The sequence below is a fragment of the Aminobacter aminovorans genome (genome assembly GCF_900445235.1).
Taxonomy (GTDB): domain Bacteria; phylum Pseudomonadota; class Alphaproteobacteria; order Rhizobiales; family Rhizobiaceae; genus Aminobacter; species Aminobacter aminovorans.
This window is the reverse complement of record NZ_UFSM01000004.1, coordinates 150,130-175,273: the sequence shown is the minus strand read 5'-3', so window position 1 is coordinate 175,273 and position 25,144 is coordinate 150,130. Positions and strand designations below refer to the sequence as shown.

Genomic DNA, 25,144 nt, shown 5'->3' with positions numbered 1-25,144 from the left:
GAAACTCGAGTCTTCAGGCCGCAAGTGGCACCGTCATGCTAGCAAGCAGCGCCATGTTTCGCTTTCCGCCAAGGAATGAAACAAACGAAACACTTATCGCCATATTCTGAAAACAGCTCGAAACGGGACGCCGCTAGAAATAGGGCGTCGCCGATGTTGGCGTCACCTCCCAAGAAAGGAAACTATCAAATGAAGAAGATCATCCTGGCTGCCGCATCCCTCGCCTTCATGTCGGGCGCAGCGCTCGCCTCGTCGAACAACGGCGTGGTCATGAAGTTCAGCCCGGCATCTCGCGTCATCACCCTCGAGAACGGCCACAGCTTCACCGTGCCGCGTGACGTCGGTCTTCCGAACGTCCAGATCGGCGAAAAGGTCTCGATCGAGCTCAATGACGAAGGAGACAAGGTCACCAGCGTCCTGCGCTGATCGATACCTCCCCACCGCCACAGGGCAGCCTGAAGCTGCCGCAAAGCCATGGGCCGCCCCTGCCCATGGCTTTTTTGCTGTTTCCATGCGCGACTTGATCGCAGGAAACAATGCGCGTCGATCAGGCGGCTGGCGTCTTGCCGTTCTGCTGCTGTCCCTTGGCCTTGGCGTGCCAATCGAAATCGATCGAGCCTTCCTCCGCCTTGTGGAAAAACTGCGAACACACCAGCCAGCCCTTGAGCGGCCGCAACAGCGCCATGCAGCTGAGTACGGTCAGCGGCAAGGTGATGAACAGGTGCACCCATAGCGGCAAGCCGAAGGCCGTCTGGAACCAGGCGCCGAAGGCGAGCGCCGGCACTGCGGCAATGGTCATGGCGAAGAAGGCGGGGCCGTCAGCGGGATCGGCGAAGGAATAGTCGAGCCCACAAACCTCGCAACGCGGCGCCAGCTTCAGGAAGCCCTGAAACAGGTGCCCCATCTGGCAGCGCGGGCAGAGCCCCTGGATGCCCGTCTTCATCGGGTTGTCGGTGGGGGTAAATCCCTCCGCCGTATATCTGGACCGCGACATGCGCGTCTCCTCTTTGCGGGTCGCAAACACGCGGGCAACGCCACAGCGTGCCCTACGCCCCACATAGGGCGCTTCACCCTTGCCGGCAAGGCGCAATATACATATAATTCACATACATTCCGGTCAATCTATGGATGTATGGACTTATTGTATGGATAATGGGCGCGCCACAAGACGCCTGCGCGGGTCCGCCACATGGGGCAAAATGTCCCCCGGGGTGCGTCGACTTTCCGCGCTGCGCAGATCAAGATGGGGGTCTATTGCAAGGCGTGAGCAATACCTGACGACAATCGACGAGTATTACGCTTCGACCAGCAATCGCGCCCAAGCCGATTGTACATGCAAGAGAGGTCCTTGATGTTCGGTCTAACCGCACTCGAACTGGCCCGCATACAGTTCGGCTTTACCATCTCCTTCCACATCATCTTTCCCGCCATCACCATCGGCCTCGCAAGTTACCTCGCGGTGCTGGAAGGCCTCTGGTTATGGAAGCGCGATACCGTCTACCGCGATCTTTATCATTTCTGGTCGAAGATCTTCGCCGTCAACTTCGCCATGGGCGTCGTCTCCGGCCTCGTCATGGCCTACCAGTTCGGCACCAACTGGAGTTACTTCTCCTCTTTCGCTGGCTCGGTCACCGGGCCGCTGCTCGCCTATGAAGTGCTCACCGCCTTCTTCCTCGAGGCCGGTTTCCTGGGCGTCATGCTGTTCGGCTGGAACCGCGTCGGCCCTGGTTTGCATTTCTTCTCCACCATCATGGTTGCGGTCGGCACGCTGATTTCAGCGACGTGGATCCTCGCTTCCAACAGCTGGATGCAGACCCCGCAAGGCTTCGAGATCGTCAATGGCGTCGTCATCCCGGTGAACTGGTTCGAGATCATCTTCAACCCGTCATTCCCCTACCGGCTGGCGCACATGACGGTTGCTGCCTATCTGGCGACCGCTTTGTTCGTTGGCGCGTCGGGCGCCTGGCATCTGCTGCGCGGCAACGACAACAGCCATGTCCGCACCATGATGTCGATGGCGATGTGGATGGTTCTGATTTCCGCACCGGTACAGATCCTGATCGGCGACCTCCACGGTCTCAACACGCTGAAGCACCAGCCCGCCAAGATCGCGGCACTCGAAGGCCATTGGGAAAACAAGCCTGGCGAGGCCGTGCCGCTGACCCTGTTCGGCTGGCCCGACATGGAGAAGGAAGAGACGCTCTACGCGATCAAGGTTCCCAATCTTGGCAGCCTGATCCTGACCCACAGCTGGGACGGCCAGTTCCCCGGCCTCAAGGAATACGCGAAGGAAGACCGTCCGAACTCGACCGTCGTGTTCTGGAGCTTCCGGGTCATGGTCGGGCTAGGCATGCTGATGCTGCTGCTCGGCGCCTGGGGTCTTTGGCTACGCTGGCGCAAGCAACTCTATGAAAAGAGGCTGTTCCTACGCTTCGCCACCTTGATGGGGCCGGCCGGCGTGATCGCCATCCTCGCCGGCTGGTACACCACCGAGATCGGCCGCCAGCCATGGATCGTCTACGGCGTCATGCGCACCAAGGACGCCGTCTCGAACCATTCCGTGCTGGCGATGAGCACCACCCTCATTGTCTTCGTCGTGGTCTATTTCATCGTCTTCGGCATCGGCACCAGCTACATGCTCAAGCTGGTCGGCAAGGGCCCCGAAGTCGACGAGCATGATCCGGGCGAGGACGACATCAGCGGTCGACCGGCGCGTCCGCTATCGGCCGCCCACGAACAGGTCGACATGTTCGCGCCGACCCACGCCGACAGGAAAGGCTGAACCGATGGGCATCGATCTTCCGGTTGTCTGGGCCGTCATCATCGCCTTTGGCCTGATGATGTACGTCATCATGGACGGGTTCGATCTCGGCATCGGCATCCTGTTCCCCTTTGTGCGCGATCGCGAGCAGCGCGACACCATGGTCAACACCGTCGCCCCGGTCTGGGACGGCAACGAGACCTGGCTTGTGCTCGGCGGCGCTGCCCTGATGGCGGCCTTCCCGCTTGCCTATGCCGTCATCCTCAGCGCGCTCTATCTGCCGCTGGTACTGATGTTACTTGGCCTGATCTGGCGCGGGGTCGCCTTCGAGTTCCGCTTCAAGGCCGACCAGCATCACAGGGCATTCTGGGACAAGGCCTTTGCCGGCGGCTCCTACGTCGCCACCTTTTTCCAGGGTGTGTCGCTCGGTGCCTTCCTCGACGGCTTCAAGGTCGAAAATAACGCCTATGTCGGGGATGCGCTCGACTGGATCACCCCATTCAGCCTGTTCACCGGCTTCGGGTTGATCGTCGCTTATGCACTGCTGGGCAGCACATGGCTGATCATCAAGACCGAAGGCGTGCTGTATGACCGCATGGTCGCACTGGCGCGCCCGATTACGCTCGCCTTGCTGGCCGTCATCGGCATTGTCAGCCTGTGGACGCCGCTCGCCCACCCCGACATTGCCGAACGCTGGTTCAGCTTCCCCAACATCGCGTTCTTCTCCCCGGTGCCCATTCTCGTGCTGGTCGCCACATGGCTGATCCTGCGCAGCCTGCAGGGCGCACCGCATGCCGGGCCGTTCATCCTGGCACTGTTTGTGCTGTTCCTCGGCTATAGCGGGCTCGGCATCAGCCTGTGGCCAAACATCATCCCGCCTGACATCACCATCCGCGAAGCGGCTTCCCCGCCGCAGAGCATGGGCTTCACGCTTGTCGGCGCGCTGTTCATCATCCCCTTCATCCTCGGCTACACGGCATGGTCCTATTACGTGTTCCGCGGCAAGGTGAAGGCCGGCGAGGGATACCACTGATGGCGGCCCCCTCCCAGGCACCGGTATCGTGGTCGAAGCGGATCGGCTGGCTGATCCTCATCTGGGCAGTCAGCGTTCTGGGGCTGGGCGCTGTGGCCTACCTCTTTCGCTTGCTGATGAATTTTGCCGGTCTCACAGTGTGAATTGCGGAACGATCCGATGTACAGCAACGTCACCCAGGCGCTTGGTCCGCGCGTGCTTCATGACCGGATCTATGCCGGCGACATCCTTCGTTTCGGCACACTTGCGTCGATGACCGATCTCGTCAGCTACAGCCAAGCCTTTCTGGAGGATGCGTTCGCGCCCTTCGCGCCGGTGGAGATCCATCGCCACCTGTCGCATGACCAGCAGACAGAGAGTTTCGCCCAGCGTCAGCGCGATTTCGCCCGGTCGCCGGAGGTCAGGCGGCTATGGCGCGATGTTTTCGAGGCCTGCGGCCTGGACGCGCAAGGGCTCGCCCGCGACGCGCTCTACCTCAGGTTCCAGCCCCACCAGGACCCTGGTGCCGTCGTGCCGCGTGCCCGCACCACTGCCACCATCGCCTTCCACCGCGACACCTGGGGCTCAAACCTCTATGCCCAGACCAACTGGTGGGCGCCGGTCTACGACATCGATGCGGGGCGTACATTTGCGATCTACCCCTCGCTTTGGGATCGCCCAGTCGCAAACACCAGCGCCGACTTCGACCTTGGCGCGCTGCTGGAGCGATCGAAGGCCGGCGGACGCAACGCTGTCGATGCCGACGCGGCGATACCTCATCTGACCGAGGAGCTTGAGGTCGCCGACGCAACGCCAGTGGTCATAGCACCGGGTGAGATCATCGCGTTTTCCAGTGCGCACGCCCATGCCGGCGTGCCAAACTCAACCGGCTTGACCCGCATCTCGCTCGAAACGCGCACGCTATGGATCGACGACGTTCGTTCAGGTCGCGGCGCGCCCAATGTCGACGGCTTTGCGCGCTGGATGTCGCCCGGCATGTTTCGCCGGGTGAGCGATGAGACCCCGCTGCATGAAATCCTCGGCATGAACCGGATCGAGCGTTTTGCCGGCCCGATTCCGGCGCGCCCGGTCACCGCTCCCTGAGAAGCTACACCACCATCGCCGACATCGCCGACTGCTGCACAAGCAGGTCGGCGACCGTCTTAAGACTCGCAGCGAGCGAAGCCTGATTGGACGCGGCACCCAGACCGAGGCGCACCGCCTCGGGAGCAGGACCGGAAACCGAGAACGCGTCGCTGGTGACGACGCCAATGCCGACCGATCGCAGGCGTGCGGCAAAGTCGCTCCGGTTCCAATCCTCAGAAAGCTTCAGCCAGACGTGGAAACCTTCGGCATTTGCCTGCGCAAGGGTGGGCGGCAGCAGTTGCGACGCGATCGCTTGCCGCTGCCTGGTTTCGGCGCGGATTGCCGCAAGCACGGACTGGGCGACCCCTGTTTCGATCCACCGCGTTGCAAGAGCGGCAGTGAGCGGCGAGGCCATGCCCGCCGTCGCCCGGATAGCGCCCGCCAACTGGACAACCGTACGCTCCTGCGGCACCACCACATAGGCCACGCGCAGGGCCGGCGCCACGCACTTTGCCAGCCCGGCAATGTGGTAGGTGATTTCAGGCGCGAGTGTCGCAAACGTGGCCACCGGATTGACCGGCAAGGCGCCATAGGCATCGTCTTCGACGATCAGCACATCGTGCCGGCGCGCGATCGCCACGATCCGCTCGCGCCTTGCCTGCGACAGCGTTGTCGTCGTCGGATTGTGCAGCGTCGGCGTGCAGTAGAGCAGCTTCGGCGCGCGCTTGCGGCAGACATCTTCGAACGCTTCGGCGATCAGCCCTTCTCCATCCATCGCGACCCCGGTGACGCCAATACGCAGATGCTCGGCAACGGCAAGCAAGCCGGGATAGGTCAGCGCCTCGGCGCAGATCGTCTCGCCCGGCGCAGCCAACGCCCCCAGCAGCGCCAGTAAGGCTCCTTGCGCCCCAGGACACACCATCAAACGGCCGGGCCCAACATCGCCCAGCCGCGGTGCCAGCCACATGGCCCCGGCAGCGCGATCTCGCAATGTACCTCCTGCTTCCTGGTAGCGCATCAACAGGCCAAGGCCGTCGCCGGTCTGCAGTTCGGCGATGCTGTCCCACATTCTCGCGGCCAACTCGGGATCGTCGAAGCGTGGCGGCAGGTTCATGCTCATGTCGACGACGCCTGTCACCGTGGTCGACGAACCGGACGGACGACGCATCCTGACATAGGTGCCCTGCCCGACCCGACCTTCGACCAGGCCGCGCTTGCGCGCCTCGGCATAGGCACGGCTCACCGTGGTGAAGTCGATGCCAAGCTGAGCGGCAAGCGTCCGCTGCGGCGGCAGCCGAAAGCCCCCGGGCAGCCGGCCCGATGCAATGTCAACCGAGAGGGCATCGGCAATCGCCAGATAGAGCGGCCCGTCGGCCTTCGAGATCGAGGGTGACCAGATGTTGACTGTCATGACGCCGCAGGATCCATCATTGATTTCCATATATAGGCATAATGTATGCCTATAGTCACCAGCAATGCCTGTGACGGGCTGCCCAGCGCAAGTGGAACTTAAGCATGGTCCGTAGGACCCCCTATCGAGTCCTTGGGCTCGTTAAGCTGGGTCCTCACGGCTGGACCAGTCGAGGGCACGCTCGCAGTCTGCGAGCGCCTCCGCAACCTTCATAAGTGTTGCGCACTTAAGTGACGTGCCGCAGTTGCCGGACATTTAGGCGATTGCGGAAGAGCGCCGCGCGCCCCCGGGGGCGGCGGAACGCTTGCCCGGCACCTGCGGGCTGGCCCAAATCCGCGGCCATTCCACTGATCCAGCTTGAACTGCCCTTGACTCTTTGTAATTTGACGTTTGATATATCAAACATCAGCTTTCAGATATTGTGGAATTCAGGACTGGTTCGCGCATGACCTTGCATCAAGATTCAATCCATTCCCTCCTTGGACGTTTGGCGGACGCGTCCCTGCTGCGGCAGCAGGCCTATGTCGACGGCCAATGGGTCGATGCAGACGGCAAGGCGACGCAGAAAGTGACCGATCCGGCGACCGGTTCTCTTCTTGGAACAATTCCCGACATGGGAGCAGCAGAGACCCGTCGGGCCATCGAGGCCGCCGACCGTGCCCGCAAGGCCTGGGCGGCGCTGGCTGCGGGCGAACGTTCGGCAGTGCTGCGCCGATGGTTCGGGCTGATTCTCGATAATGCAGAGGACCTGGCTCGCATCATGACTGCGGAGCAGGGCAAACCGCTTGCAGAAAGCCGTGGCGAGGTGCGCTATTCGGCATCCTTCGTCGAGTGGTATGCCGAGGAGGCCAAGCGCGTCTATGGCGACCTCATCCCGGCACCAAAGGCACAGTCGCGCATCATGGTGCTAAAGCAGCCCGTGGGTGTAGTTGCCGCGGTAACCCCTTGGAATTTCCCGAGCGCGATGATCACGCGTAAATGCGCACCGGCTCTAGCCGCTGGCTGTACTGTTGTGGTCAAGCCGTCCGAGTTCACGCCCTATTCCGCGCTGGCGCTGGCCGAGCTTGCGGACCGCGCGGGGGTTCCCGCCGGCGTGCTCAATATCATCACCGGCGACGCTCAAACGATCGGCGGTGAGATGACCGGCAATCCAACTGTGCGCAAGGTGAGCTTCACTGGCTCGACGCGCGTCGGCAAGCTTCTGATGCAGCAGTCGGCCAGCACGGTGAAGAAGGTCTCGATGGAACTCGGCGGCAATGCGCCGGTCATCGTCTTCGCCGATGCGGACCTCGACGTCGCCGTTCAGAACGTCATGGCCTCGAAGTTCCGGAACACCGGCCAGACCTGCATCTGCGCCAACCGGATTTACGTCGAGGACGCAATCCATGGTGCCTTCGTGGCGCGCTTCAAGGCCGCGGTCGAGGCGCTCAAGGTCGGCAACGGTTTCGAAGATGGTGTCGAGCAGGGACCGCTCATCAATCCGGCGGCGCTGACGAAGGTCGAGAGCCATATCGCCGATGCAGTCGCCAAGGGCGGCAAGGTTGCCACTGGCGGCAAGCCCCACGGGCTCGGCGGCACCTTCTTCGAACCGACGATCCTGACCGAGGTGAACGACACCATGCTGTTCACGCAGGAAGAGACGTTTGGGCCAGTGGCGCCGGTGTTCCGGTTCACCGACGAGGACGAGGTGGTTGCGGCCGCCAACGCCACCTCGGCGGGCCTCGCGGCCTATATCTTCACCCGCGACCTGGATCGCATGTGGCGCGTCACCGAGGCGCTGGAAACTGGCATGGTCGGCGTCAATGAGGGCCTGATCTCGAACGAGGTGGCACCATTCGGCGGCATCAAGGAATCCGGCGTCGGTCGCGAGGGCTCCAGTTACGGAATCGATGAATTCCTGAACCTCAAATATGTCTGCCTGACGCAGAACCCGCGTCGGACGGCCTCCTAGGCTTTTGGCCAGCCGAAGGCACGGCTGGCTGCAAGAAACCACCATCGTCATACAACACAAGAGAGGGAATGAAATGACGTTTTCCAGGAGGGTTCAGGGCCATGCCCTGGGGTGCCTGACGGCGCTCGCCATGGCTGGTGCCGTGTTTGCACCAATCGAGGCGCAGGCCGGCAAGGTTCTCGACAATATCAAGCAGAAGGGCAACCTGACCTGCGGCGTCGGCCAGGCCGTCCCGGGTTTCTCGGCACCTGCCGCGAATGGTGAGCTCGCCGGCATCGATGTCGACTACTGCAAGGCTATGGCTGCCGCGATCCTCGGCGATGCCAGCAAGGTCACCTACCGCCAGACCTCCTATTCCGAGCGTTTCGTGCTGCTGGCTTCGGGAGAGATCGACGTGCTGGCCCATGACACGACGACCACGCTCAATCGCGAGGGCGCACAAAAGGCCCGCTTCACCTTCCCGAATTACTTCGACGGCTACACCTTCATGGTACCCAAGTCGCTCGGCATAGAAAGCCCCGATCAACTGGCCGACGCACTGTCTGCATCCTGCAGGGCTCCACCTTCGAGGTGAACACTGAGAACTTCTTCAAGTCGCGCGGCCTCAAATACACCCCGCTGGTGCTCGGTACCTGGGAGCAGCTCGACGCCGCCTTCTTCGGCGGTCGGTGCGACGCCTTCGGCGGCAACTATGGCAATCTCGCCGGCTCGCGCGTCGCCCATGGCAATGTCGACGACTACGTCATCTTCCCGAACTTCCTGACGCTCGAACCCTATGCGCCGTCCGTCTATGGCGATGACGAGGAACTCTTCGTGGTCGCCCGTTGGGTGATGGCCGCGCTGATTGAGACCGAGCGCCTCGGCGTCACCCAGGCGAATGTCGCTGAAATGGCCGCCAAGTCGACGGATCCGGAAATCCAGCAGTTGCTGGGCGCCAAGCCGGGCAACGGTAAGGACCTCGGCCTGTCGGAAGACTGGGTGGTCAAGATCGTCTCGGCGGTCGGCAACTACGGTGAAAGCTTCGAGCGCAATCTCGGCAAGGCATCGCCGATGAAGCTCGACCGGGGTCTAAACGACCTGTGGACCAAGGGCGGCCTCATGTTTGCGGCGCCGCTGAGATGATCAGCCGGGAACGTCTCCATGGTGTGACGTTTGTTGTGGCAGCCACCGCCATCGCGGCGTGGCTGTCCTACAACTTCTCTGCCAATCTGGCCACCAAGGGCATCGTGATCGACTTCGGCTTCCTGCGCGAAGCGACGTCGTTCCCAATCGGCGAGTCGATCATCGCCTACAGCTCCGGCGACACCTATCTGCGCGCGCTGACGGCCGGACTGCTCAACACCATCAGACTGGCGCTCGCCAGCATCGTTCTGGCAACCGTATTCGGCGTGCTCATCGGCCTGACGGCCCGGGTCGGCCACCCCTTGCTTACGCGCCTTGCAAAGGCCTATGTCGAATTCACCCGCAACGTGCCGCTGTTGCTGATCCTTGTGGTCTGTGCGACCGCCGTTCGCGCCCTGCCGGGACCGCGCCAGGCCTGGGCGCCGCTGGATGGCGTCATGCTCTCAAGTCGCGGCCTCTACATACCGCTGCCCGTCTTCGCCGACGGAACGGCTCTGGCTGCTGCAGCCCTGACGCTCGTCGTTGCCTCGTGGGCCGTTTGGCATCTCGCACTGCGCAACAGGAACGAGACTGGCGTCTTCCCCGCCCTCGGCAAGCTCGGCTTGGCCGGCTGCGGCGCGGCCTTCATCGCCCTGTGTTTCTGGGCCATCGCGATGACAACGCTGGACCGCCCCGCGCTCGTCGGCTTCAACTTCCGCGGTGGATGGAGCGTGACGCCCGAATATCTGGCGATGCTCTTCGGCCTAGCTTTCTATACCTCCGGCTTCATCGCCGAGATCGTCCGCGGCAGTCTTGCCGCTCTGCCAAAAGGGCAGTCTGAGGCAGCGGCTTCGCTGGGGTTGGGGTCCTTCCTGACGCTCTGGCTGGTGCTGGCGCCGCAGGCGCTGCGGCTGATGCTGCCGCCGCTGGCCAACCAGTATCTCAACCTGATCAAGAACACGACACTGGCGGTACTGATCGGTTATCCCGATCTGGTGTCTGTCGGCAACACCGCCCTCAACCAAACCGGTCGGGCCATCGAGACAGTGTCTATCTATCTCCTGATCTACCTGTCGCTCAGCCTAGTGACCTCGGTCGTCATACGCCGGCTGGAACGGCGCGCCCAACTGGTGAAGCTATGAGTGATATCGCCGTCGCCACGGTTACCCGTGATCGCCTGACCATCAAGAGCCGTCTAAGCCCCTACTTCAAGCCATGGCCGCACGCGGTCGTCACCGTGCTCGGGGCGCTGCTGCTCGGCTATGTGCTGCTTGCCCTGTTGCGCTGGGCAGTTCTGGACGCCACCTTCGGCACAGCGACGCCCGACGAATGCCGCGCTGCCGGCGGCGCCTGCTGGGCGATGCTAACCGAGCGCTACCACATCATCCTATTCGGCAGCTATCCGGCCGGCGAGTACTGGCGGCCAGCGCTCGCCGTTGCCCTTGTTCTTGCGGTGCTGATTGCCAGTGGCTTCCGGCAACTGTGGAAACCGGCGCTGTTGTTGGCCTGGATCGCGGTCATGATAGTGAGTTTGGTGCTGATGGCAGGCGGCGCGTTCGGCCTGACCCCGGTCTCAAGCAGCCGATGGGGCGGTTTGCCACTGACGGTCGGCCTCTCGGCCTTCGGCATCGTGCTGGCACTGCCACTTTCGGTGCTGCTCGCCCTCGGGCGACGCTCGAAGAGCAAGGTCGTGAAACGCTTCTGCGATGCCTATGTCGAGGTCATGCGCGGGCTGCCGTTGCTGGCGGTCCTGTTCGTCGCTTCTACCATGCTGCCCCTGCTCCTGCCGGGCGGCAGCATGATCGATACGATCCTGCGCGCACAGATCGCCCTGATCCTGTTCCAGGCGGCCTATCTGGCAGAAGCGATCCGCTCCGGGCTCGAGGCCGTGCCGAGGGGACAGACCGAAGCCGCCCAGAGTCTCGGCCTGCCGGATGGGCTCGTGTCGCGGCTGGTGGTGCTGCCCCAGGCGTTCCGCATTGCCCTGCCGGCGATCATCAACACCTTCATCGAGTCCATCAAGGACACCACGCTGATCAGCGTCATCGGCCTGATAGATGTTCTGGGTGGTGCGCGCGGAGCTATTGCAGACGGCACCTGGATGGGCTTTTACCGTGAAGCATATATAGCCGTCGGTCTCGCCTTCTTCGTGTTCTGCTATATCCTGTCGCTCCATTCTCGACGGCTCGAGCAGGAATTCGCCAATGAACGCAGGTAACCGGCTCATGTCTTCAGCAGGAACGCCCAATGCTCGATGAACGCAGGCAGGTCTACAAGTCTCTCGTTCAGGATACGCTGAACGAGCAGATCTACAGGCAGCTCAAGGAGAAATTGATCACCGGCGAGTTCCGCCCTGGTGACAGGCTGGTCCTGCGCAAGCTGTCGGCCACGCTGGGCACCAGCCCGGTGCCGGTGCGCGACGCGCTGCAGAAGCTGGAGAGCATCGGGGCGCTAAGACTGGAGCGCACCTTCTATGTGCCCAACCTGACTCCCGGCGAGCTGGCGGAGATTCGTGACATACGCGTGGCGCTCGAAGGGCTATCCGCCGAGCGCGCCGCTCAGCATTCCACGCCCGAAACGATGACGCCGCTGACCAACCACTTCAACGCCCTGGCCAAGGCAGCGAACAACAACGACGCAAGCCTGTTCCTGCGTGCAAATGCGCGGTTCCATCTCGAGATCGCACGGATGGCGAACTCTCCGATCCTGTTCGACATGATCGAGCCGCTTTGGCTGCGCATGGGTCCGTCGGTTCGCATGGCCAAGGCGCAGCCGGGCCGCCTCAAGGAGGCGATCCCGCCACACGAAGAAGCACTTCATGCGATTGCCGCGCATGACGGCGCGACCGCTAGGGCGGCAGTCCTGAAGGACATCGTCGGCTGCTTCGGCATTCTGGCAAACACAGGCGACGAACCCTGAGAACGCCGCTCGCCTGACTGCCCCACCGGGGCAATCCATAAAAGTTCAACAACCCGACCGCCCTTCGGCACGAAGTGCGGCGACCTAAGCGTGCGCCCTTCGGCAAGTCGCCCAGGGCCGAAAACAACCGGAGGCAACTTCATGTCTAGACCGAATTCCACCGCCACCCGCGATATCGCCCACCAGCTCCACCCCTACACCAACGCCGTCCGCCATGCCGAGATCGGCCCGATCGTGATCGATCGCGGCGAGGGCATCTATGTCTTCGACGATCAGGGCAATCGCTATATCGAGGGCCTTGCCGGCCTATGGAGCGTTGCGGTCGGCTTCGGCGAAAAGCGCCTGGTGGAGGCGGCCACGAAGCAGATGGACAAACTGCCCTACTACCACACCTTCGCCCACAAGTCGCACTTGCCCTCGATCGCGCTCGCCGAAAAGTTGGCCGAAATGGCACCCGAAGGCCTATCGCACGTCTTCTTTACCAATTCGGGCTCGGAAGCCAACGACACCGTCGTCAAACTGGTCTGGTACTATAACAACGCGCTCGGCCGCCCCGCGAAGAAGAAGTTCCTGGCGCGCACCCAAGGCTATCATGGCGTCACCGTTGCCGCCGCCAGCCTAACCGGCCTGCCCAACAACCATCGTGATTTCGACCTGCCGGCAATCCCGGTCCGTCACCTAACCTGCCCGCATTTCTGGCGCTTCGGAAAACCGGGCGAGACCGAAGCGCAATTCGTCGACCGCCTAGCCGCCGAACTGGAAGCTGTGATTGCCGAAGAAGGTGCCGACACCATCGCCGCCTTCATCGGTGAGCCGCTGATGTCGGCGGGCGGCGTCATCCCGGCACCCGAGGGCTACTGGCAGATGGTGCAGGAGATTTGCCGTCGCAACGACATCCTCGTCGTCGCCGACGAAGTGATCACTGGTTTCGGCCGCCTCGGCACGACCTTCGGCTCCGACTATTACGGCATCAAACCCGACCTGATGAGCCTATCCAAGCAGATCACCTCGTCCTACCAACCTCTGGCCGCCGTCATGATCTCGGACGCCATCTTCAAGGCGGTGGCCGACAACAGCGGCAAGATTGGCACCTTTGGCCATGGCTATACCGCTACCGGGCATCCTGTCGCGACGGCCGTCGCGCTCGAAAATCTCGCCATCATCGAGGAGCGCAAGCTTGTCGATAATGCCGCCGCCATGGGCAAGATTCTGCAGGCGCGCCTGGCCAAGCTTGCCTCGCATCCGCTGGTCGGGGAGGTGCGGGGCGCTGGCTTGATCGCTGGCGTCGAACTGGTAGCCGACAAGGCTACCAAGGCTCGCTTTGACGTGCCAGGCAAGATCGGCGCCTATGTCTTCGCTAGAGCCCATCATCATGGCCTGATCGTCCGCAACATCCTGGACACGCTCGCCTTCTGCCCGCCGCTGATCATCACCGAAAGTCAGATCGAAGACATGGTGGAGGCCTTCGAGCGCACTCTGAATGACGCCATCGATTGGATCGCTGCCGGACAGCCACCCTACTAGCAGCAGGGACTGTTGTTCGCAAAAGCCGTCCACTCCGGTGCAGCCGTGCTGCGCTGGAGTGGGCCAAGAGAATATCGAGGAGGTTCAAATGGCTGCGGAAAATAGGGTGAGAGCCGACGATCTCAAGGTCGATCGGGCGAAGATGCACATCTCCGATACCGACGTGGCGATCGACATTGTCGGCATGCACAAGTGGTATGGCGAGTTCAACGTGCTCAAGGACATCAATCTCAGGGTCATGCGCGGCGAGCGCATCGTCATCTGCGGTCCGTCCGGTTCGGGCAAGTCGACAATGATCCGCTGCATCAACCGGCTGGAAGAGCACCAGAAGGGCAAGATCATCGTCGACGGCAAGGAACTGACCAACGATCTCAAGAAGATCGACGAGGTCCGCCGCGAAGTCGGCATGGTGTTCCAGCACTTCAACCTGTTCCCGCATCTGACGATCCTGGAGAACTGCACGCTGGCGCCGATCTGGGTGCGCAAGACGCCGAAGAAGCAGGCCGAGGAGCAGGCGATGCATTTCCTGCGTCGCGTCAAGATCCCCGAGCAGGCCAACAAATATCCGGGCCAGCTGTCGGGCGGCCAGCAGCAGCGCGTGGCGATCGCCCGTTCGCTGTGCATGAACCCGCGCATCATGCTGTTCGACGAGCCGACCTCGGCGCTCGATCCGGAAATGATCAAGGAAGTGCTGGAGACCATGGTCGGCCTCGCCGAAGAGGGCATGACCATGCTGTGCGTGACCCATGAGATGGGCTTCGCCCGCAAGGTCGCCAACCGCGTCATCTTCATGGATCAGGGCCAGATCGTCGAGGAGAACACGCCGGGCGAGTTCTTCGACCATCCGCGCCACGAGCGCACCAAGCTGTTCCTCAGCCAGATCCTCCACTAGGAGCGACGTCCATGAGCAACAAAACCCTGAGAATCGCAGTGATCGCCGGCGACGGCATCGGCAAGGAGGTCGTGCCTGAGGGCCTGCGCGTACTCGAGGCGACAGCAGCCAAGTTCAAGATTGATATCGGTTTCGACGTCTTCGACTTCGCCTCCTGCGACTACTACCTCAGGCACGGAACGATGTTGCCAGAGGACTGGAAGGCGCAGGTCGGTGGCCACGACGCCATTTTCTTCGGCGCCGTCGGCTGGCCGGACACGGTGCCGGACCACGTCTCGCTTTGGGGATCGCTGCTGCAGTTCAGGCGCGAGTTCGACCAGTACGTGAACCTGCGTCCAGTGAGACTGATGCCTGGCGTGCGATCGCCGTTGGCGGGCCGGAAGCCTGGCGACATAGATTTTTACATCGTGCGCGAGAATACAGAGGGCGAGTATTCGTCGATCGGCGGCCGAATGTATCCCGGCACCGAGCGCGAGGTCGTGATTCAGGAGACGGTGATGAGCCGCGTCGGCGTCGACCGGATATTGCGCTACGCTTTCGAACTGGCCAATCGGCGCGGCGCTCGCCACCTGACCTCCGCGACCAAGTCGAATGGCATCTCGATCACCATGCCCTATTGGGACGAACGCGTCGAAGAGATGGCGAAGCGCTATCCCGAGGTGCGCTGGGACAAGTATCACATCGATATTCTCGCCGCGCAGTTCGTGCTCAATCCTGATCGCTTCGATGTGGTCGTTGCTTCGAACCTGTTCGGCGACATACTGTCGGACCTCGGCCCCGCCTGCACCGGGACGATCGGTATCGCCCCGTCAGGCAACATCAACCCGGAGCGGAAATTTCCGTCGCTGTTCGAGCCCGTGCATGGCTCGGCACCGGACATCGCCGGCAAAGGCATTGCCAATCCGGTCGGCCAGATCTGGACCGGCGCGATGATGCTCGAACATCTCGGCCACCACCAGGCGTCCAGCGCCATCGTCAGGGCTATCGAGGAAGTGCTGTCGAACGAGACGCTACGTACCCGCGATCTTGGCGGCCAAGCCGATACGGTCACCTGCGGCAAGGCCATCGCAGATGCCTTGTCGACGTAGGTGTGGGACAAGGTTAGCGACGACTACCAAGGAGACCACCGCGCAACCCGCGAATGCAAATGTGGGTTGCGCGGCGCCGGTGTCCACGTTCCAGGGTTCCTCAACCAGTATCGGGCTAATGGCGGTACCTATTCCGCTTGCCATCAGCCCGATCAAAAGCGTGCACAAAGCTCCAAGCTTCCACTAGGCTGCCGAGAAGGAACAGGCAGAGTGCATTAAGCTAACTTCGCTTGCCGACGGTATCGATCGCACCTCGAAACTTGCCGCCGTCCAGGACGGACCGACGCTGCTGGTCGGCCACTGCTATGGCGGTGCGGTCATATCAGGTGCCGGCCATGAACGTCGTCGGACTGGTCTACATCGCCGCCTTCGCGCCCGAGGAAGGCAACAGCCTCGGCAGCATCTTTGCCCGCCGTGGGCCGCCTTCCGGCGGCGCCAGCATCCGCCCCGACAAGGAAGGCTTCCTCTGGCTCGCTCAGGACACGTTCCGCCAGAGCTTCAGCCAGGACCTGGATGAAAGCGAGTCCCTGGTGATGGCGGTGACGCAAAAGCCGATCGCTGCGCGTTGCTTCTAGGACAAGGCCGGCCCGCTGCCTGGCATAGCAAGCCGAGCTGGTATCAGGTCTCGAGCCGCGACAACATGATCCCGCCTGAAACAGAGCAGTGGATGGCCGACCGCATCAAGACGCGCAAGACCCTCACGCTCGACGCCAGCCACGCCTCGCTGGCTTCGTATCCCCATGAGATCGTCGCCCTGATCGAAGAGGCGGCAAGATCATTCTGACCAAGACAGCCGAGCCTGTCCGGCCGCGCCAGTCGCGGCCGTAGATCGGATCGAACGCCCAGCCCGTCACTTACACGTGCAAAAGCCTGAACTTGCCGGTTAAAAACCGCAATCGGCAGGCTATTCCTTGCAGCCTCCCGATCAATCTGATTCCCTGAGCCGGTCCGATTCGGGCAGGGGCGCTGCGCAGGAAACGGAACCATGAACACTTCCAAGAAACCTGAGATCTCGGAAATGAGGCCGAAGCTGACCGTTATCGGTGTCGGCGGCGGCGGCGGCAATGCCGTCAACAACATGATTGCCGAAGGTCTCGAGGGCACTGAGTTCATCGTTGCCAACACCGACGCCCAGGCGCTGACCATGTCCAAGGCCTCGAAGCTGGTTCAGCTCGGTGCCGTAGTGACTGAAGGCCTCGGTGCCGGCTCCCTGCCGGAGGTCGGTCAGGCCGCCGCCGAGGAATCAATCCACGAGATCATGGATCAGCTCTCCGGCACGCATATGTGCTTCGTGACCGCCGGCATGGGCGGCGGCACTGGAACGGGCGCCGCACCTGTGATCGCACGGGCAGCGCGCGCGGCCGGCATCCTGACCGTTGCGATCGTCACCAAGCCCTTCACCTTCGAAGGCAAGCGGCGCATGCAGATGGCCGAGCAAGGCATCGAGCTTTTGCGCCAGGCTGCCGACACGGTCATCGTCATTCCGAACCAGAACCTGTTTCGCATCGCCAACGCCAAGACCACCTTCGAGGATGCGTTTGGTATCGCCGATAAGGTGCTTTATTCCGGCGTCAGCTGCATCACCAACCTGATCGTCAAGGAAGGCCTGATCAATCTCGACTTCGCCGACGTGAAGACGGTGATGCGTGACATGGGTCGCGCCATGATGGGTACGGGCGTCGGCAGCGGCGAAAACCGCGCCAGCAAGGCGGCCGAAGCATCGATTGCCAACCCACTCATCGACGAAAATTCGATCAAGGGCGCCAGGGGCGTGCTGATCTCGATATCGGGCGGCATGGACATGACGCTGTTCGAGGTCGACGAAGCCGCCACCCGCATCCGCGAGGAGGTCGGCGACGAAGCCGACATCATCGTCGGCGCGATCTTCGACAACTCGCTCCAGGGCCAGTTCAAGGTATCTGTCGTGGCTACCGGCCTGGCGGCCCCGACGTCGCAAGGCGAGCCGGTCGTCAACATGCGCGGCGAGCCTGCGCCGGGCTCGATGCAGCCCTACCACTAAGGCCGAAACGCCTGTCTCTCGCCGCTGCTGCGGCTGGAGACAGGCTGGGCCGATCAATCCCTGTTTCTTGTCATCTCGGCGGCAAAGGTAAAGTGGCGCATCACCAAGGCCTGCAGGTGCTCGGACAGGCCGGCCTTCTCCACCGCCTGTCGCATGCATGTCAGCCAGAGATCGCGCAGTTCCGGGCCGATCGCCACATGCGCGTGGATTTCCTTCAGCCGCGAATGCCCGTGCTTCTGAACGTAATAGCTCGGACCGCCGAAAAAGCCTGAGAGATAGTTGAACTGTTCCTCGCGCGAATGGGCGACGCCATGGCCCCTGCGGTGCAAGAGGTGCAGTTCGGCCGCGGCCTCGTCCTGCTCGACGATATCGTAGAAGATCTCGACCAGCCGGCGGACGGCTTCTTCGCCTCCCAGCTCGAGATAGAGCGAACGCCCCTTTGGCTGCACAGCTTCGTTCACGACAAGCGACCTCCTCCCGATTGCGATGCGTGTCGCACTGCTGTCCGGCATCGCATGGTCAAAGCCTAGCAGCAGGCCCCCTGACGACAAGAGTGGCATGCTGCGACCTATTAGCCAGCGCTCATTCGTCAGTGACGATGACGTCCATCGGGATGTCGTGCGGCTGCGGATAGATCGTGGCGATGCGGCTACGGGTGTAGCCGACGCCGACGACGAGTGGACGCTTGGGCATGGCGGCGAGCGTGCGGTCGAAGAAGCCGCCGCCATAGCCGAGCCGATAGTTCGCATCGTCGAAGCCGACGACGGGCGCGATGACGACATCGGGCAGGATCGCCGGCCCATTGGCGGGGACGAGGATGTTCCAGACGCCCCGCTCCAGCGGATCGCCCGGCGACCAGGCGCGGAATTCGAGCGGCCAGGCCTTCTTGATGACGACGGGCAAGGCGATCCGGCCGCCGCGCCCAATCACGCGGACAGCCCAGTTGCGCAGATCCGGCTCGCCACGGAAGGGCCAGTAGACACTCACAATGCGTCCGCTGACCTTGCCGATTGCCAGGTCGAGTTCGGCGGCGATGCGCTCGGAGCGAGCCTTGCGCTCCTCGGGATCGGCAAGCAGCCGCTCGTCTATCAGGCGCGCGCGCTCCGCCTTGCGCCACCGCGCGACATCGGCCCACGCGTCCATGGGAGCCTTTTCGCCCCGGTAGCCCGGTTCGAGTTCATGCATGAAGCAAGGTGGCGAGGCGTATTCCCGTGTATCGGCAGGAATGCTTTTTTCGTCAGACATCATCTTCGTGTCCCGTTTTGGCGGCGAGATCAATCATCGATGCGGAAAAGGTGCGCTCCATCAATCCAGAAGGCAAACGGAATTAAATGCTGCATTGATGCAATTATTTTGCACTAATGCGCCCATGGATATCGACCGCGCGCGCACATTTCTCGAGATCGTTCATTGCGGCAGCTTCCTCAGGGCGGCCGATCGCCTTCATGTCACCCAGACGACCGTCAGCGCCCGGATCCGCACGCTGGAGGATGAACTGGGCCGTCAGCTGTTCGTGCGCAACCGCAACGGGGCACAACTGACCCCGGCCGGCCGCGAGTTCGAGCGCTTCGCCCAGTCCTTCGTCCAGATCTGGGAACGCGCCCGCTACCAGTTGGCCATCCCATCCGGGCGGACAAGCGTGGTTGCGCTGGGCGGCGAGCTCAGCTTGTGGAACCCGCTGCTGCTCGATTGGCTGGTGTGGATGAAGAAGACCAGGCCGGAGATCGCCGTTCACGCCCATGTCGGTGTGCCGGACCAGTTGCTCGATCAGCTCAGGAACGGCGTGCTCGATATCGCGGTACTCTATGCGCCGAAATTGCTGCCCGGCTTCAAGGTCGAGATACTTCAGGAAGAGCAACTCGTCCTGGTCAGGACCTTGCCCGGCAACGGCAGACCGGAGGCCGACACCTATGTCTATGTCGAGTGGGGGCCATTGTTTGCCGCCCAGCACGATGCCAGTTCGACGGCGTTCGGCGAGCCAGGCCTAGTTGTCGGCCTCGGTCCACTCGGCCTGAGCTATATCCTGCGCGCCGGCGGCATGGGCTATTTCCGCAAGGGCGTGGTTGCCCCCTTGATCGCTGCGGGCGAGCTGGAAACCGTCGAAGGCGCACCAGAGTTTACCTATCCGGTGTATGCCGTCTGGCCCGAAGCCAGCGAAGCACGGGTCGACGTGCAGGAGGCGCTGGCAGGCCTCAGGCAGACAGTCCGGTAAAGGCGCAACGCCACGCAGACTGTCCGCTGTCCGATCAGGCGCTGCCGATGACCCGCATCAAACGCAGATCGTGGCTGCGGCGGTGTTGCCGGCACGCAGCCGCCAGTGCTGCTTCAAGCACCTCGATGTCGGAAGCTTCATGTGGACGCCAGCCGCATGGGCAACCATCGGGGCAGGCATGAACGTCGGCCACTTCGCGGTAAATCGAGCCTACCGCCTGTGCGGCAAGGCGCATCACCGCAATCGGTGACAGGCCCGTCTTGTGCATGACTTCGCAAAACTCGTTCATGATCGTTGCGCGGATATGCGCCGACGCCTCTTCACTGCGGCGCTCGATCTCGGCCATCTTTGACACTCGATAGTCTCCAGCTGATATGTTGTCCCGGGACGGTCCGGCCCTGCCTCAGGCAGGGCGGCGTAGATTTGCCGCGGCAGCCTTGTCCTGATCCATGGCGAAATCCGATGCGATTGCCCGCAGCGCCTGACGCGCGGCATCTAGCTTGCGCATCGCCTCGAACATCGTCTCGCGGTCGGCACGATGGCGTTCGAGCTCAACTGCGAAAACGGCATTGCCGGCGCTGTGGGGTTCGGGCGCGGAGTTAACCCGCTTCAGGCTCAGATCAGCCTGCCGCCTTGCCCGACGAACCCGGGCGCCCAACGCTTCGACCTCGGCGAACGTCTCGCGATAGCGTCGTATGTTGTCGCCCTGCGGCTCGCCGGCATCCTTAAGGGGATTGAAATGCATCATGGCCTGCTGGTCTCCGGTGCAAGCTCGTTATCGCCCGGCCGCGAAAAAGGCTCCCGGCCGGCGATGACGACCGGCTCTTCCGCAGCATAGGATTCGGTCGACAGCGGCCGGATCTCAACGCCCTTGCCGTATTGCAGTTTCTGCCAATGCCCCGGCTGCGGGCGGGCGATGTCGTGGCGATCGCAGGCCTGCGCTATCTGCTGGTCGCGCACGCCAAGCTGGACGGCGATCTCGGTCATCGGTCGCGACCAGACCAATTGATGAAGTTCGGCCCGCGTCAGCTCGACCGCAGCACTGGTCGCGCGCAAGCCCAGCCTGCTGATCCCATGCGTTCCGACATTCATCGCCGAAAGAGCTGTTGCCACGACCTAGTCCCATCGTGCCGACGGTGGCCGTCGCGGCCTTCCTTCTCGGACACAATGGCAACATATAAAACATGACTGTAAATATCAAGTTTAGTTTGGCCGAGATTTGTTGCTCTTTCGGCGAGGCCCGGAACGTCCACTGAAAGTCACCGGGCGCAGCAAAAGCTCAGGCCGCGTGACCCGGCCATCATCGTCCTCGACCTCAGGCTCCGCCTGCTCGAAGCCTGCTTGCCAGGCTGCGATCCTTCAGACGCGCGCTTCGTCGCCGATATGCTCGGCCAGGCGTGCCTTCTGCCGCAGGGCGACGCGCAAGGCAGCCCGGGCGTGGCGCCCGGCAGGCGCGTCAAAGGGATCGAGACCCCTGCCGGCCTTCCCGTACCGGTACAAAGACCGCGCCGATGCGCGCTTTGATCGCCGCCACGATCTCACACTCCGCGTATGTTCAGCCGAGCAAGGTCCTTGTCAGCGCATGGTCCTTGTCGGCAAGTCCGTCGATGACACTGAAATGATGCCGGTCGGGCTCGACCACGGTCGCCGTCGCCGCACCAAGACCGGTCCAGATATTGGCGAGCAATGCGTTCTGGCGCAGGAACTCGGCGCGCTCGCCACCGCCGACCCAGCAGGTGATCCGGACGTTGTCCACCGGCCGCAGCAGCGCCGGGCTTTCGGCCAGCGCCTCGGCCTCGTCGATGTGGAGCGTCTTGTTCATGCCGGTGTTGATCAGCGGCCGGAGGTCATGCACGCCCGAGAGCGAGACGACATGACGGATACGATGCTGGACTTCGGGCGCAAGCGGGGAAGCTGCCGCGACCATGCGCGACACCAGGTGTCCGCCCGCGGAATGGCCGGTCAGCATGATCGGGCCTTCGACCAACGCGGCTGCCTTGTCGATCGCTGCGCCGACTTCACGCACGATGTCGCCAATCCTGACTTCGGGGCACAAGGTGTAGGACGGCATCGCCACCGCGTAACCGCTGTCGATGGAGCCCTTGGCGAGATGCGACCAATAGCTCTTGTCGAGCGCCATCCAGTAACCGCCGTGCACGAACACGACCAAGCCTTTCGGCTTGCCTTCAGGCAGGAACAGGTCGAGCCGGTTACGCGGCCTGTCGCCATAGACGATGTCGAGCTGCGCCCTTTCAGCTGCCGACAGGGTGTCGCGAAACGACTGCGACGGTTCCACCCAGGCAGCCGGCCAACGATCGCCGCCGGCGATGTTGGCGCCATTGGTGTAGGCGTTGTCCCAATCGGCGATACGGCGTTCGAGCATGCGGGCATCCCTCCAAGGCGGCAGCAATTCAGGTGCATAGCAATGGCCAGCGTGCCGGATCACGTCAATGGGCCAGCGTAAGAAACTTTATGCTTGAAATAATTTTGGTCCGGTGCAATTCTCAGCTATCAGCCGAGAACGTGGGAGGTCTCGCTGTGCCAGACGCCGATCGCATGACGATCGCGCAGAAAGGGTGCCGCGGCTTGTGCCGAATGGCTGCCCCTTTGCGGCGCGGCGCCTTCCCCGAAGTACCGCATTCCAACGCACGCATGGCGCTTCCGTCATGCCGATGAGCAGGTAGGGGACAGCCGCAGAATGCTTGGACCGTCAGCGCATATCGACACCTTCACGCGCGACAACCTGCCGCCACAGGAGCAGTGGCCGGACTTCCTGCTCGACGGCTTCGACTACCCCGAATACCTCAATGCCGGTGTAGAGTTGACCGATCGCCTGGTCGAAAAAGGCCTCGGCGACCACACCGCCCTGATTGGCAATGGCCGCCGCCGCACCTACAAGGAGCTGTCCGACTGGACCAACCGGCTGGCGCATGCGCTGGTCGAGAACTACGGCGTCAAGCCCGGCAACCGGGTGCTGATCCGCTCGGCCAACAACCCGGCCATGGTCGCCTGCTGGCTGGCCGCGACCAAGGCAGGTGCTGTCGTCGTCAACACCATGCCGATGCTGCGCGCCGGTGAGCTCGCCAAGATCGTCGACAAGGCAGAGATTACCTTAGCGCTTTGCGACACGCGCCTGATGGACGAGATGATCGCCTGCGCAAAGGATAGCGCCTTCCTGACCAAGGTGATCGGCTTCGACGGCACCGCCAACCATGACGCCGAACTCGACCGGGTCGCGCTCGACAAATCCGTCATCTTCGAAGCGGTCAAGACCGGCCGCGACGACGTCGCCCTGCTCGGCTTCACCTCGGGCACCACGGGCGTGCCGAAGGCGACGATGCATTTCCATCGCGACCTGCTGATTATCGCCGACGCCTATGCCAAGGAGGTGCTTTCTGTCACCTCCGACGACGTCTTCGTCGGCTCGCCGCCTCTGGCATTCACCTTCGGTCTTGGCGGCCTGGCCATTTTCCCATTGCGCTTCGGTGCGGCCGCGACCCTGCTCGAGCAGGCGACGCCGCCGAACATGATCCACATCATCGAGACCTACAAGGCGACGATCTCGTTCACCGCGCCGACCGCTTATCGCGCCATGCTGAAGGCCATGGACGAAGGTGCCGACCTGTCGTCGCTGCGCGTCGCGGTCTCTGCCGGCGAGACCTTGCCCGGACCGGTGTTCGAGGAATGGCTGGCCAAGACGGGCAAGCCGATCCTCGACGGCATCGGCGCCACAGAGATGCTGCATATCTTCATCTCCAACCGCTTCGAGGACATGAAACCCGCCTCCACCGGCAAGCCGGTCGGCGGCTATGAAGCGCGGGTCGTCGACGGCGACATGAACGAGGTGTCGCGCGGCACGGTCGGCAAGCTCGCCGTCCGCGGCCCGACCGGCTGCCGCTACATGTCCGATGACAGGCAGCTCGAATATGTCCGCGACGGCTGGAACCTGACCGGCGATGCCTTCATCCAGGACACCGACGGCTTCTTCCACTTCGCCGCGCGTTCCGACGACATGATCGTCAGCGCCGGCTACAACATCGCCGGTCCCGAGGTTGAAGCCGCCCTGTTCTCGCACCCCGAAGTCGCCGAATGCGCCGTCATCGGCGCGGCCGACGGCGAACGCGGCCAGATCGTCGAGGCCTATGTCGTGCTGGTTGCCGGCGTGGCAGCCGACGCCGCGACCGTCAAACGCCTTCAGGATCACGTCAAGGCGACGATCGCGCCTTACAAATACCCGCGCTCGGTGAAATTCATCGACGCCCTGCCCAAGACCCAGACCGGCAAGATCCAGCGCTTCCGGTTGCGTGCGGAGAAGATGAATTGAGCAAGCCTTACGATCCCTCCGTCGAGGGCGCGCAGATGTCGTTCAAGGACCGCATGTCCTACAGCGATTATCTGCATCTCGAAAAGATCCTCGACGCTCAGGCGCCGCTGTCGACCGCCCATGACGAGATGCTGTTCATCATCCAGCATCAGACGTCGGAGCTGTGGATGAAGCTCGCTTTGCACGAGATCGGCTCGGCGATCCGCTCGATCCGTGCCGACAAGCTTGAGCCCTCGTTCAAGATGCTGACCCGCGTGTCGCGCATCTTCGAGCAGCTCAACAGCGCCTGGGATGTGCTCAGGACGATGACGCCGAGCGAATACACCGAATTTCGCGACTCGCTCGGCCAGTCCTCGGGTTTCCAGTCCTGGCAGTATCGAGCCATCGAGTTCATGGCCGGCAACCGCAACACAGCCATGTTGCGCCCGCACGCCCACCAGCCCGAACTCAGCGAAAAGCTCGAGGCGGTTCTCGCCCAGCCTTCGCTCTATGACGAGGCAATCCTGCTGCTTGGCCGCAACGGCTTTGATATCGGCGCCGACGGCAAGCGCACCGACTGGCGCGAAACGCGCAGCGAAAGCGAAGAAGTGCTCGTCGCCTGGCAGGCGATATATCGCGATCCGCAACGCTACTGGATGTTCTACGAGCTGGCCGAGAAGCTTGTCGATTTCGAGGATTACTTCCGGCGCTGGCGCTTCAACCATGTCACCACGGTCGAGCGTATCATCGGTATGAAACGCGGCACCGGCGGCACGTCTGGCGCCTCGTATCTGAAGAAGATGCTGGAGGTTGAACTGTTTCCCGAACTCTGGAAAGTTCGCACCCGGCTCTAGGACTTCAAAT

Annotated in this window: 28 protein-coding genes; 20 read left to right on the top strand and 8 right to left on the bottom strand. The window is 62.6% G+C overall.

Translation table 11 applies throughout. The annotated features are described in order from the left end of the window. Positions 1–189: 189 nt before the first annotated feature. A complete protein-coding gene (locus tag DY201_RS28445; RefSeq protein ID WP_115734678.1) occupies positions 190–426 on the top strand; it encodes a DUF1344 domain-containing protein in 237 nt (78 codons plus the stop codon). A 121-nt stretch (positions 427–547) separates the two neighbouring features. Here DY201_RS28445 and DY201_RS28440 read toward each other — a convergent pair whose 3' ends face one another. Further along, positions 548–994: a DUF983 domain-containing protein gene (locus tag DY201_RS28440; protein ID WP_115734717.1), complete on the bottom strand. Its 447-nt coding sequence runs from the start codon at positions 992–994 to the stop codon at positions 548–550. 357 nt (positions 995–1,351) lie between these two features. Between DY201_RS28440 and DY201_RS28435 the strand changes: the two genes are divergently transcribed. The 4 genes from DY201_RS28435 to DY201_RS28420 are packed head-to-tail and all read left to right on the top strand — an operon-like array spanning position 1,352 to position 4,877. Then, positions 1,352–2,782, top strand: a complete 1,431-nt coding sequence (locus DY201_RS28435; RefSeq protein ID WP_115734716.1) for a cytochrome ubiquinol oxidase subunit I — start codon at positions 1,352–1,354, stop codon at positions 2,780–2,782. Between the two features lie 4 nt (positions 2,783–2,786). After that, positions 2,787–3,794: a cytochrome d ubiquinol oxidase subunit II gene (cydB, locus tag DY201_RS28430; protein WP_115734677.1), complete on the top strand. Its 1,008-nt coding sequence runs from the start codon at positions 2,787–2,789 to the stop codon at positions 3,792–3,794. Then, positions 3,794–3,937: a DUF2474 domain-containing protein gene (locus DY201_RS28425; RefSeq protein ID WP_115734676.1), complete on the top strand. Its 144-nt coding sequence runs from the start codon at positions 3,794–3,796 to the stop codon at positions 3,935–3,937. The genes cydB and DY201_RS28425 overlap by 1 nt, the downstream gene beginning before the upstream one ends. Positions 3,938–3,953: 16 nt before the next feature. After that, on the top strand, positions 3,954–4,877 hold the full coding sequence (locus DY201_RS28420) for a hypothetical protein (RefSeq protein WP_115734675.1): 924 nt from the start codon (positions 3,954–3,956) through the stop codon (positions 4,875–4,877). Positions 4,878–4,881: 4 nt separating this feature from the next. Here the strand turns inward: DY201_RS28420 and DY201_RS28415 are convergent, their stop codons facing one another. After that, positions 4,882–6,270: an aminotransferase-like domain-containing protein gene (locus DY201_RS28415; RefSeq protein ID WP_115734715.1), complete on the bottom strand. Its 1,389-nt coding sequence runs from the start codon at positions 6,268–6,270 to the stop codon at positions 4,882–4,884. A gap of 445 nt (positions 6,271–6,715) precedes the next feature. Here DY201_RS28415 and DY201_RS28410 point away from each other — a divergent pair, with 445 nt between their 5' ends. From DY201_RS28410 to ftsZ, 12 genes are all read left to right on the top strand, one after another. Then, positions 6,716–8,221, top strand: coding sequence for an NAD-dependent succinate-semialdehyde dehydrogenase (locus tag DY201_RS28410; protein WP_115734674.1), 1,506 nt, complete (start codon positions 6,716–6,718; stop codon positions 8,219–8,221). Positions 8,222–8,294: 73 nt separating this feature from the next. Further along, positions 8,295–8,795, top strand: a complete 501-nt coding sequence (locus tag DY201_RS28405) for a transporter substrate-binding domain-containing protein (protein ID WP_115734673.1) — start codon at positions 8,295–8,297, stop codon at positions 8,793–8,795. Continuing rightward, complete coding sequence (locus DY201_RS28400; RefSeq protein WP_115734672.1) at positions 8,792–9,343, top strand: type 2 periplasmic-binding domain-containing protein; 552 nt, start codon at positions 8,792–8,794, stop codon at positions 9,341–9,343. The genes DY201_RS28405 and DY201_RS28400 overlap by 4 nt, the downstream gene beginning before the upstream one ends. Positions 9,344–9,366: 23 nt before the next feature. After that, positions 9,367–10,464, top strand: a complete 1,098-nt coding sequence (locus DY201_RS28395; protein WP_165916021.1) for an amino acid ABC transporter permease — start codon at positions 9,367–9,369, stop codon at positions 10,462–10,464. Then, a complete protein-coding gene (locus tag DY201_RS28390) occupies positions 10,461–11,540 on the top strand; it encodes an amino acid ABC transporter permease (protein WP_115734670.1) in 1,080 nt (359 codons plus the stop codon). Before DY201_RS28395 ends, DY201_RS28390 begins: the two co-directional genes overlap by 4 nt. 29 nt (positions 11,541–11,569) lie before the next feature. Next, positions 11,570–12,241: a GntR family transcriptional regulator gene (locus DY201_RS28385; protein ID WP_115734669.1), complete on the top strand. Its 672-nt coding sequence runs from the start codon at positions 11,570–11,572 to the stop codon at positions 12,239–12,241. A gap of 141 nt (positions 12,242–12,382) precedes the next feature. Then, a complete protein-coding gene (locus tag DY201_RS28380) occupies positions 12,383–13,765 on the top strand; it encodes an aspartate aminotransferase family protein (protein WP_115734668.1) in 1,383 nt (460 codons plus the stop codon). Positions 13,766–13,853: 88 nt separating this feature from the next. Then, positions 13,854–14,657 carry an amino acid ABC transporter ATP-binding protein gene (locus tag DY201_RS28375; RefSeq protein WP_115734667.1) on the top strand — a complete coding sequence of 268 codons (804 nt, stop codon included), beginning with the start codon at positions 13,854–13,856 and terminating at the stop codon, positions 14,655–14,657. A gap of 11 nt (positions 14,658–14,668) precedes the next feature. Continuing rightward, on the top strand, positions 14,669–15,745 hold the full coding sequence (locus tag DY201_RS28370) for a tartrate dehydrogenase (protein WP_115734666.1): 1,077 nt from the start codon (positions 14,669–14,671) through the stop codon (positions 15,743–15,745). Positions 15,746–16,080: 335 nt separating this feature from the next. Next, positions 16,081–16,320, top strand: a complete 240-nt coding sequence (locus DY201_RS29320; protein WP_207904355.1) for a hypothetical protein — start codon at positions 16,081–16,083, stop codon at positions 16,318–16,320. Positions 16,321–16,385: 65 nt separating this feature from the next. After that, positions 16,386–16,529, top strand: a complete 144-nt coding sequence (locus DY201_RS29315) for a hypothetical protein (protein ID WP_210210435.1) — start codon at positions 16,386–16,388, stop codon at positions 16,527–16,529. Positions 16,530–16,730: 201 nt separating this feature from the next. After that, a complete protein-coding gene (ftsZ, locus tag DY201_RS28360) occupies positions 16,731–17,765 on the top strand; it encodes a cell division protein FtsZ (protein WP_115734665.1) in 1,035 nt (344 codons plus the stop codon). Positions 17,766–17,818: 53 nt separating this feature from the next. On the opposite strand, the gene DY201_RS28355 is transcribed toward ftsZ, so the two are convergent. Together DY201_RS28355 and DY201_RS28350 are read right to left on the bottom strand one after the other, a co-directional pair. Then, positions 17,819–18,226, bottom strand: coding sequence for a group II truncated hemoglobin (locus tag DY201_RS28355; protein ID WP_207904354.1), 408 nt, complete (start codon positions 18,224–18,226; stop codon positions 17,819–17,821). Between the two features lie 121 nt (positions 18,227–18,347). Continuing rightward, positions 18,348–19,010, bottom strand: coding sequence for a 5-formyltetrahydrofolate cyclo-ligase (locus DY201_RS28350; protein WP_115734714.1), 663 nt, complete (start codon positions 19,008–19,010; stop codon positions 18,348–18,350). A 124-nt stretch (positions 19,011–19,134) separates the two neighbouring features. Here DY201_RS28350 and DY201_RS28345 point away from each other — a divergent pair, with 124 nt between their 5' ends. Beyond that, positions 19,135–19,977, top strand: coding sequence for a LysR family transcriptional regulator (locus DY201_RS28345; RefSeq protein WP_115734663.1), 843 nt, complete (start codon positions 19,135–19,137; stop codon positions 19,975–19,977). Between the two features lie 34 nt (positions 19,978–20,011). On the opposite strand, the gene DY201_RS28340 is transcribed toward DY201_RS28345, so the two are convergent. The 4 genes from DY201_RS28340 to DY201_RS28325 all read right to left on the bottom strand — a co-directional run bounded on the left by DY201_RS28340 (position 20,012) and on the right by DY201_RS28325 (position 22,360). After that, the gene (locus DY201_RS28340) at positions 20,012–20,323 is read right to left on the bottom strand and encodes a hypothetical protein (RefSeq protein WP_115734662.1); all 312 of its coding nucleotides are present in this window, start codon (positions 20,321–20,323) and stop codon (positions 20,012–20,014) included. 57 nt (positions 20,324–20,380) lie between these two features. After that, on the bottom strand, positions 20,381–20,725 hold the full coding sequence (locus tag DY201_RS28335; protein ID WP_131922407.1) for a hypothetical protein: 345 nt from the start codon (positions 20,723–20,725) through the stop codon (positions 20,381–20,383). After that, complete coding sequence (locus tag DY201_RS28330) at positions 20,722–21,090, bottom strand: hypothetical protein (protein WP_131922405.1); 369 nt, start codon at positions 21,088–21,090, stop codon at positions 20,722–20,724. Before DY201_RS28330 ends, DY201_RS28335 begins: the two co-directional genes overlap by 4 nt. Before the next feature lie 442 nt (positions 21,091–21,532). Beyond that, positions 21,533–22,360 (bottom strand): alpha/beta hydrolase, encoded by an 828-nt coding sequence (locus DY201_RS28325; RefSeq protein WP_115734659.1) that lies wholly within the window; start codon positions 22,358–22,360, stop codon positions 21,533–21,535. A 315-nt stretch (positions 22,361–22,675) separates the two neighbouring features. Between DY201_RS28325 and DY201_RS28320 the strand changes: the two genes are divergently transcribed. Beyond that, entirely contained in the window at positions 22,676–24,301 is a 1,626-nt protein-coding gene (locus DY201_RS28320; protein ID WP_115734658.1) for an AMP-binding protein, read from the top strand. Beyond that, positions 24,298–25,134, top strand: a complete 837-nt coding sequence (kynA, locus tag DY201_RS28315) for a tryptophan 2,3-dioxygenase (protein ID WP_083948826.1) — start codon at positions 24,298–24,300, stop codon at positions 25,132–25,134. Before DY201_RS28320 ends, kynA begins: the two co-directional genes overlap by 4 nt. Positions 25,135–25,144 lie beyond the last annotated feature (10 nt).

Coding starts and splice junctions, on each gene's coding strand:
- DY201_RS28445 (WP_115734678.1), top strand. CDS start 190: ATGAAGAAGATCATCCTGGCTGCCGCATCCCTCGCCTTCATGTCGGGC.
- DY201_RS28440 (WP_115734717.1), bottom strand. CDS start 994: ATGTCGCGGTCCAGATATACGGCGGAGGGATTTACCCCCACCGACAAC.
- DY201_RS28435 (WP_115734716.1), top strand. CDS start 1,352: ATGTTCGGTCTAACCGCACTCGAACTGGCCCGCATACAGTTCGGCTTT.
- cydB (WP_115734677.1), top strand. CDS start 2,787: ATGGGCATCGATCTTCCGGTTGTCTGGGCCGTCATCATCGCCTTTGGC.
- DY201_RS28425 (WP_115734676.1), top strand. CDS start 3,794: ATGGCGGCCCCCTCCCAGGCACCGGTATCGTGGTCGAAGCGGATCGGC.
- DY201_RS28420 (WP_115734675.1), top strand. CDS start 3,954: ATGTACAGCAACGTCACCCAGGCGCTTGGTCCGCGCGTGCTTCATGAC.
- DY201_RS28415 (WP_115734715.1), bottom strand. CDS start 6,270: ATGACAGTCAACATCTGGTCACCCTCGATCTCGAAGGCCGACGGGCCG.
- DY201_RS28410 (WP_115734674.1), top strand. CDS start 6,716: ATGACCTTGCATCAAGATTCAATCCATTCCCTCCTTGGACGTTTGGCG.
- DY201_RS28405 (WP_115734673.1), top strand. CDS start 8,295: ATGACGTTTTCCAGGAGGGTTCAGGGCCATGCCCTGGGGTGCCTGACG.
- DY201_RS28390 (WP_115734670.1), top strand. CDS start 10,461: ATGAGTGATATCGCCGTCGCCACGGTTACCCGTGATCGCCTGACCATC.
- DY201_RS28385 (WP_115734669.1), top strand. CDS start 11,570: ATGCTCGATGAACGCAGGCAGGTCTACAAGTCTCTCGTTCAGGATACG.
- DY201_RS28380 (WP_115734668.1), top strand. CDS start 12,383: ATGTCTAGACCGAATTCCACCGCCACCCGCGATATCGCCCACCAGCTC.
- DY201_RS28375 (WP_115734667.1), top strand. CDS start 13,854: ATGGCTGCGGAAAATAGGGTGAGAGCCGACGATCTCAAGGTCGATCGG.
- DY201_RS28370 (WP_115734666.1), top strand. CDS start 14,669: ATGAGCAACAAAACCCTGAGAATCGCAGTGATCGCCGGCGACGGCATC.
- DY201_RS29320 (WP_207904355.1), top strand. CDS start 16,081: ATGAACGTCGTCGGACTGGTCTACATCGCCGCCTTCGCGCCCGAGGAA.
- DY201_RS29315 (WP_210210435.1), top strand. CDS start 16,386: ATGATCCCGCCTGAAACAGAGCAGTGGATGGCCGACCGCATCAAGACG.
- ftsZ (WP_115734665.1), top strand. CDS start 16,731: ATGAACACTTCCAAGAAACCTGAGATCTCGGAAATGAGGCCGAAGCTG.
- DY201_RS28350 (WP_115734714.1), bottom strand. CDS start 19,010: ATGTCTGACGAAAAAAGCATTCCTGCCGATACACGGGAATACGCCTCG.
- DY201_RS28345 (WP_115734663.1), top strand. CDS start 19,135: ATGGATATCGACCGCGCGCGCACATTTCTCGAGATCGTTCATTGCGGC.
- DY201_RS28340 (WP_115734662.1), bottom strand. CDS start 20,323: ATGGCCGAGATCGAGCGCCGCAGTGAAGAGGCGTCGGCGCATATCCGC.
- DY201_RS28335 (WP_131922407.1), bottom strand. CDS start 20,725: ATGATGCATTTCAATCCCCTTAAGGATGCCGGCGAGCCGCAGGGCGAC.
- DY201_RS28325 (WP_115734659.1), bottom strand. CDS start 22,360: ATGCTCGAACGCCGTATCGCCGATTGGGACAACGCCTACACCAATGGC.
- DY201_RS28320 (WP_115734658.1), top strand. CDS start 22,676: ATGCTTGGACCGTCAGCGCATATCGACACCTTCACGCGCGACAACCTG.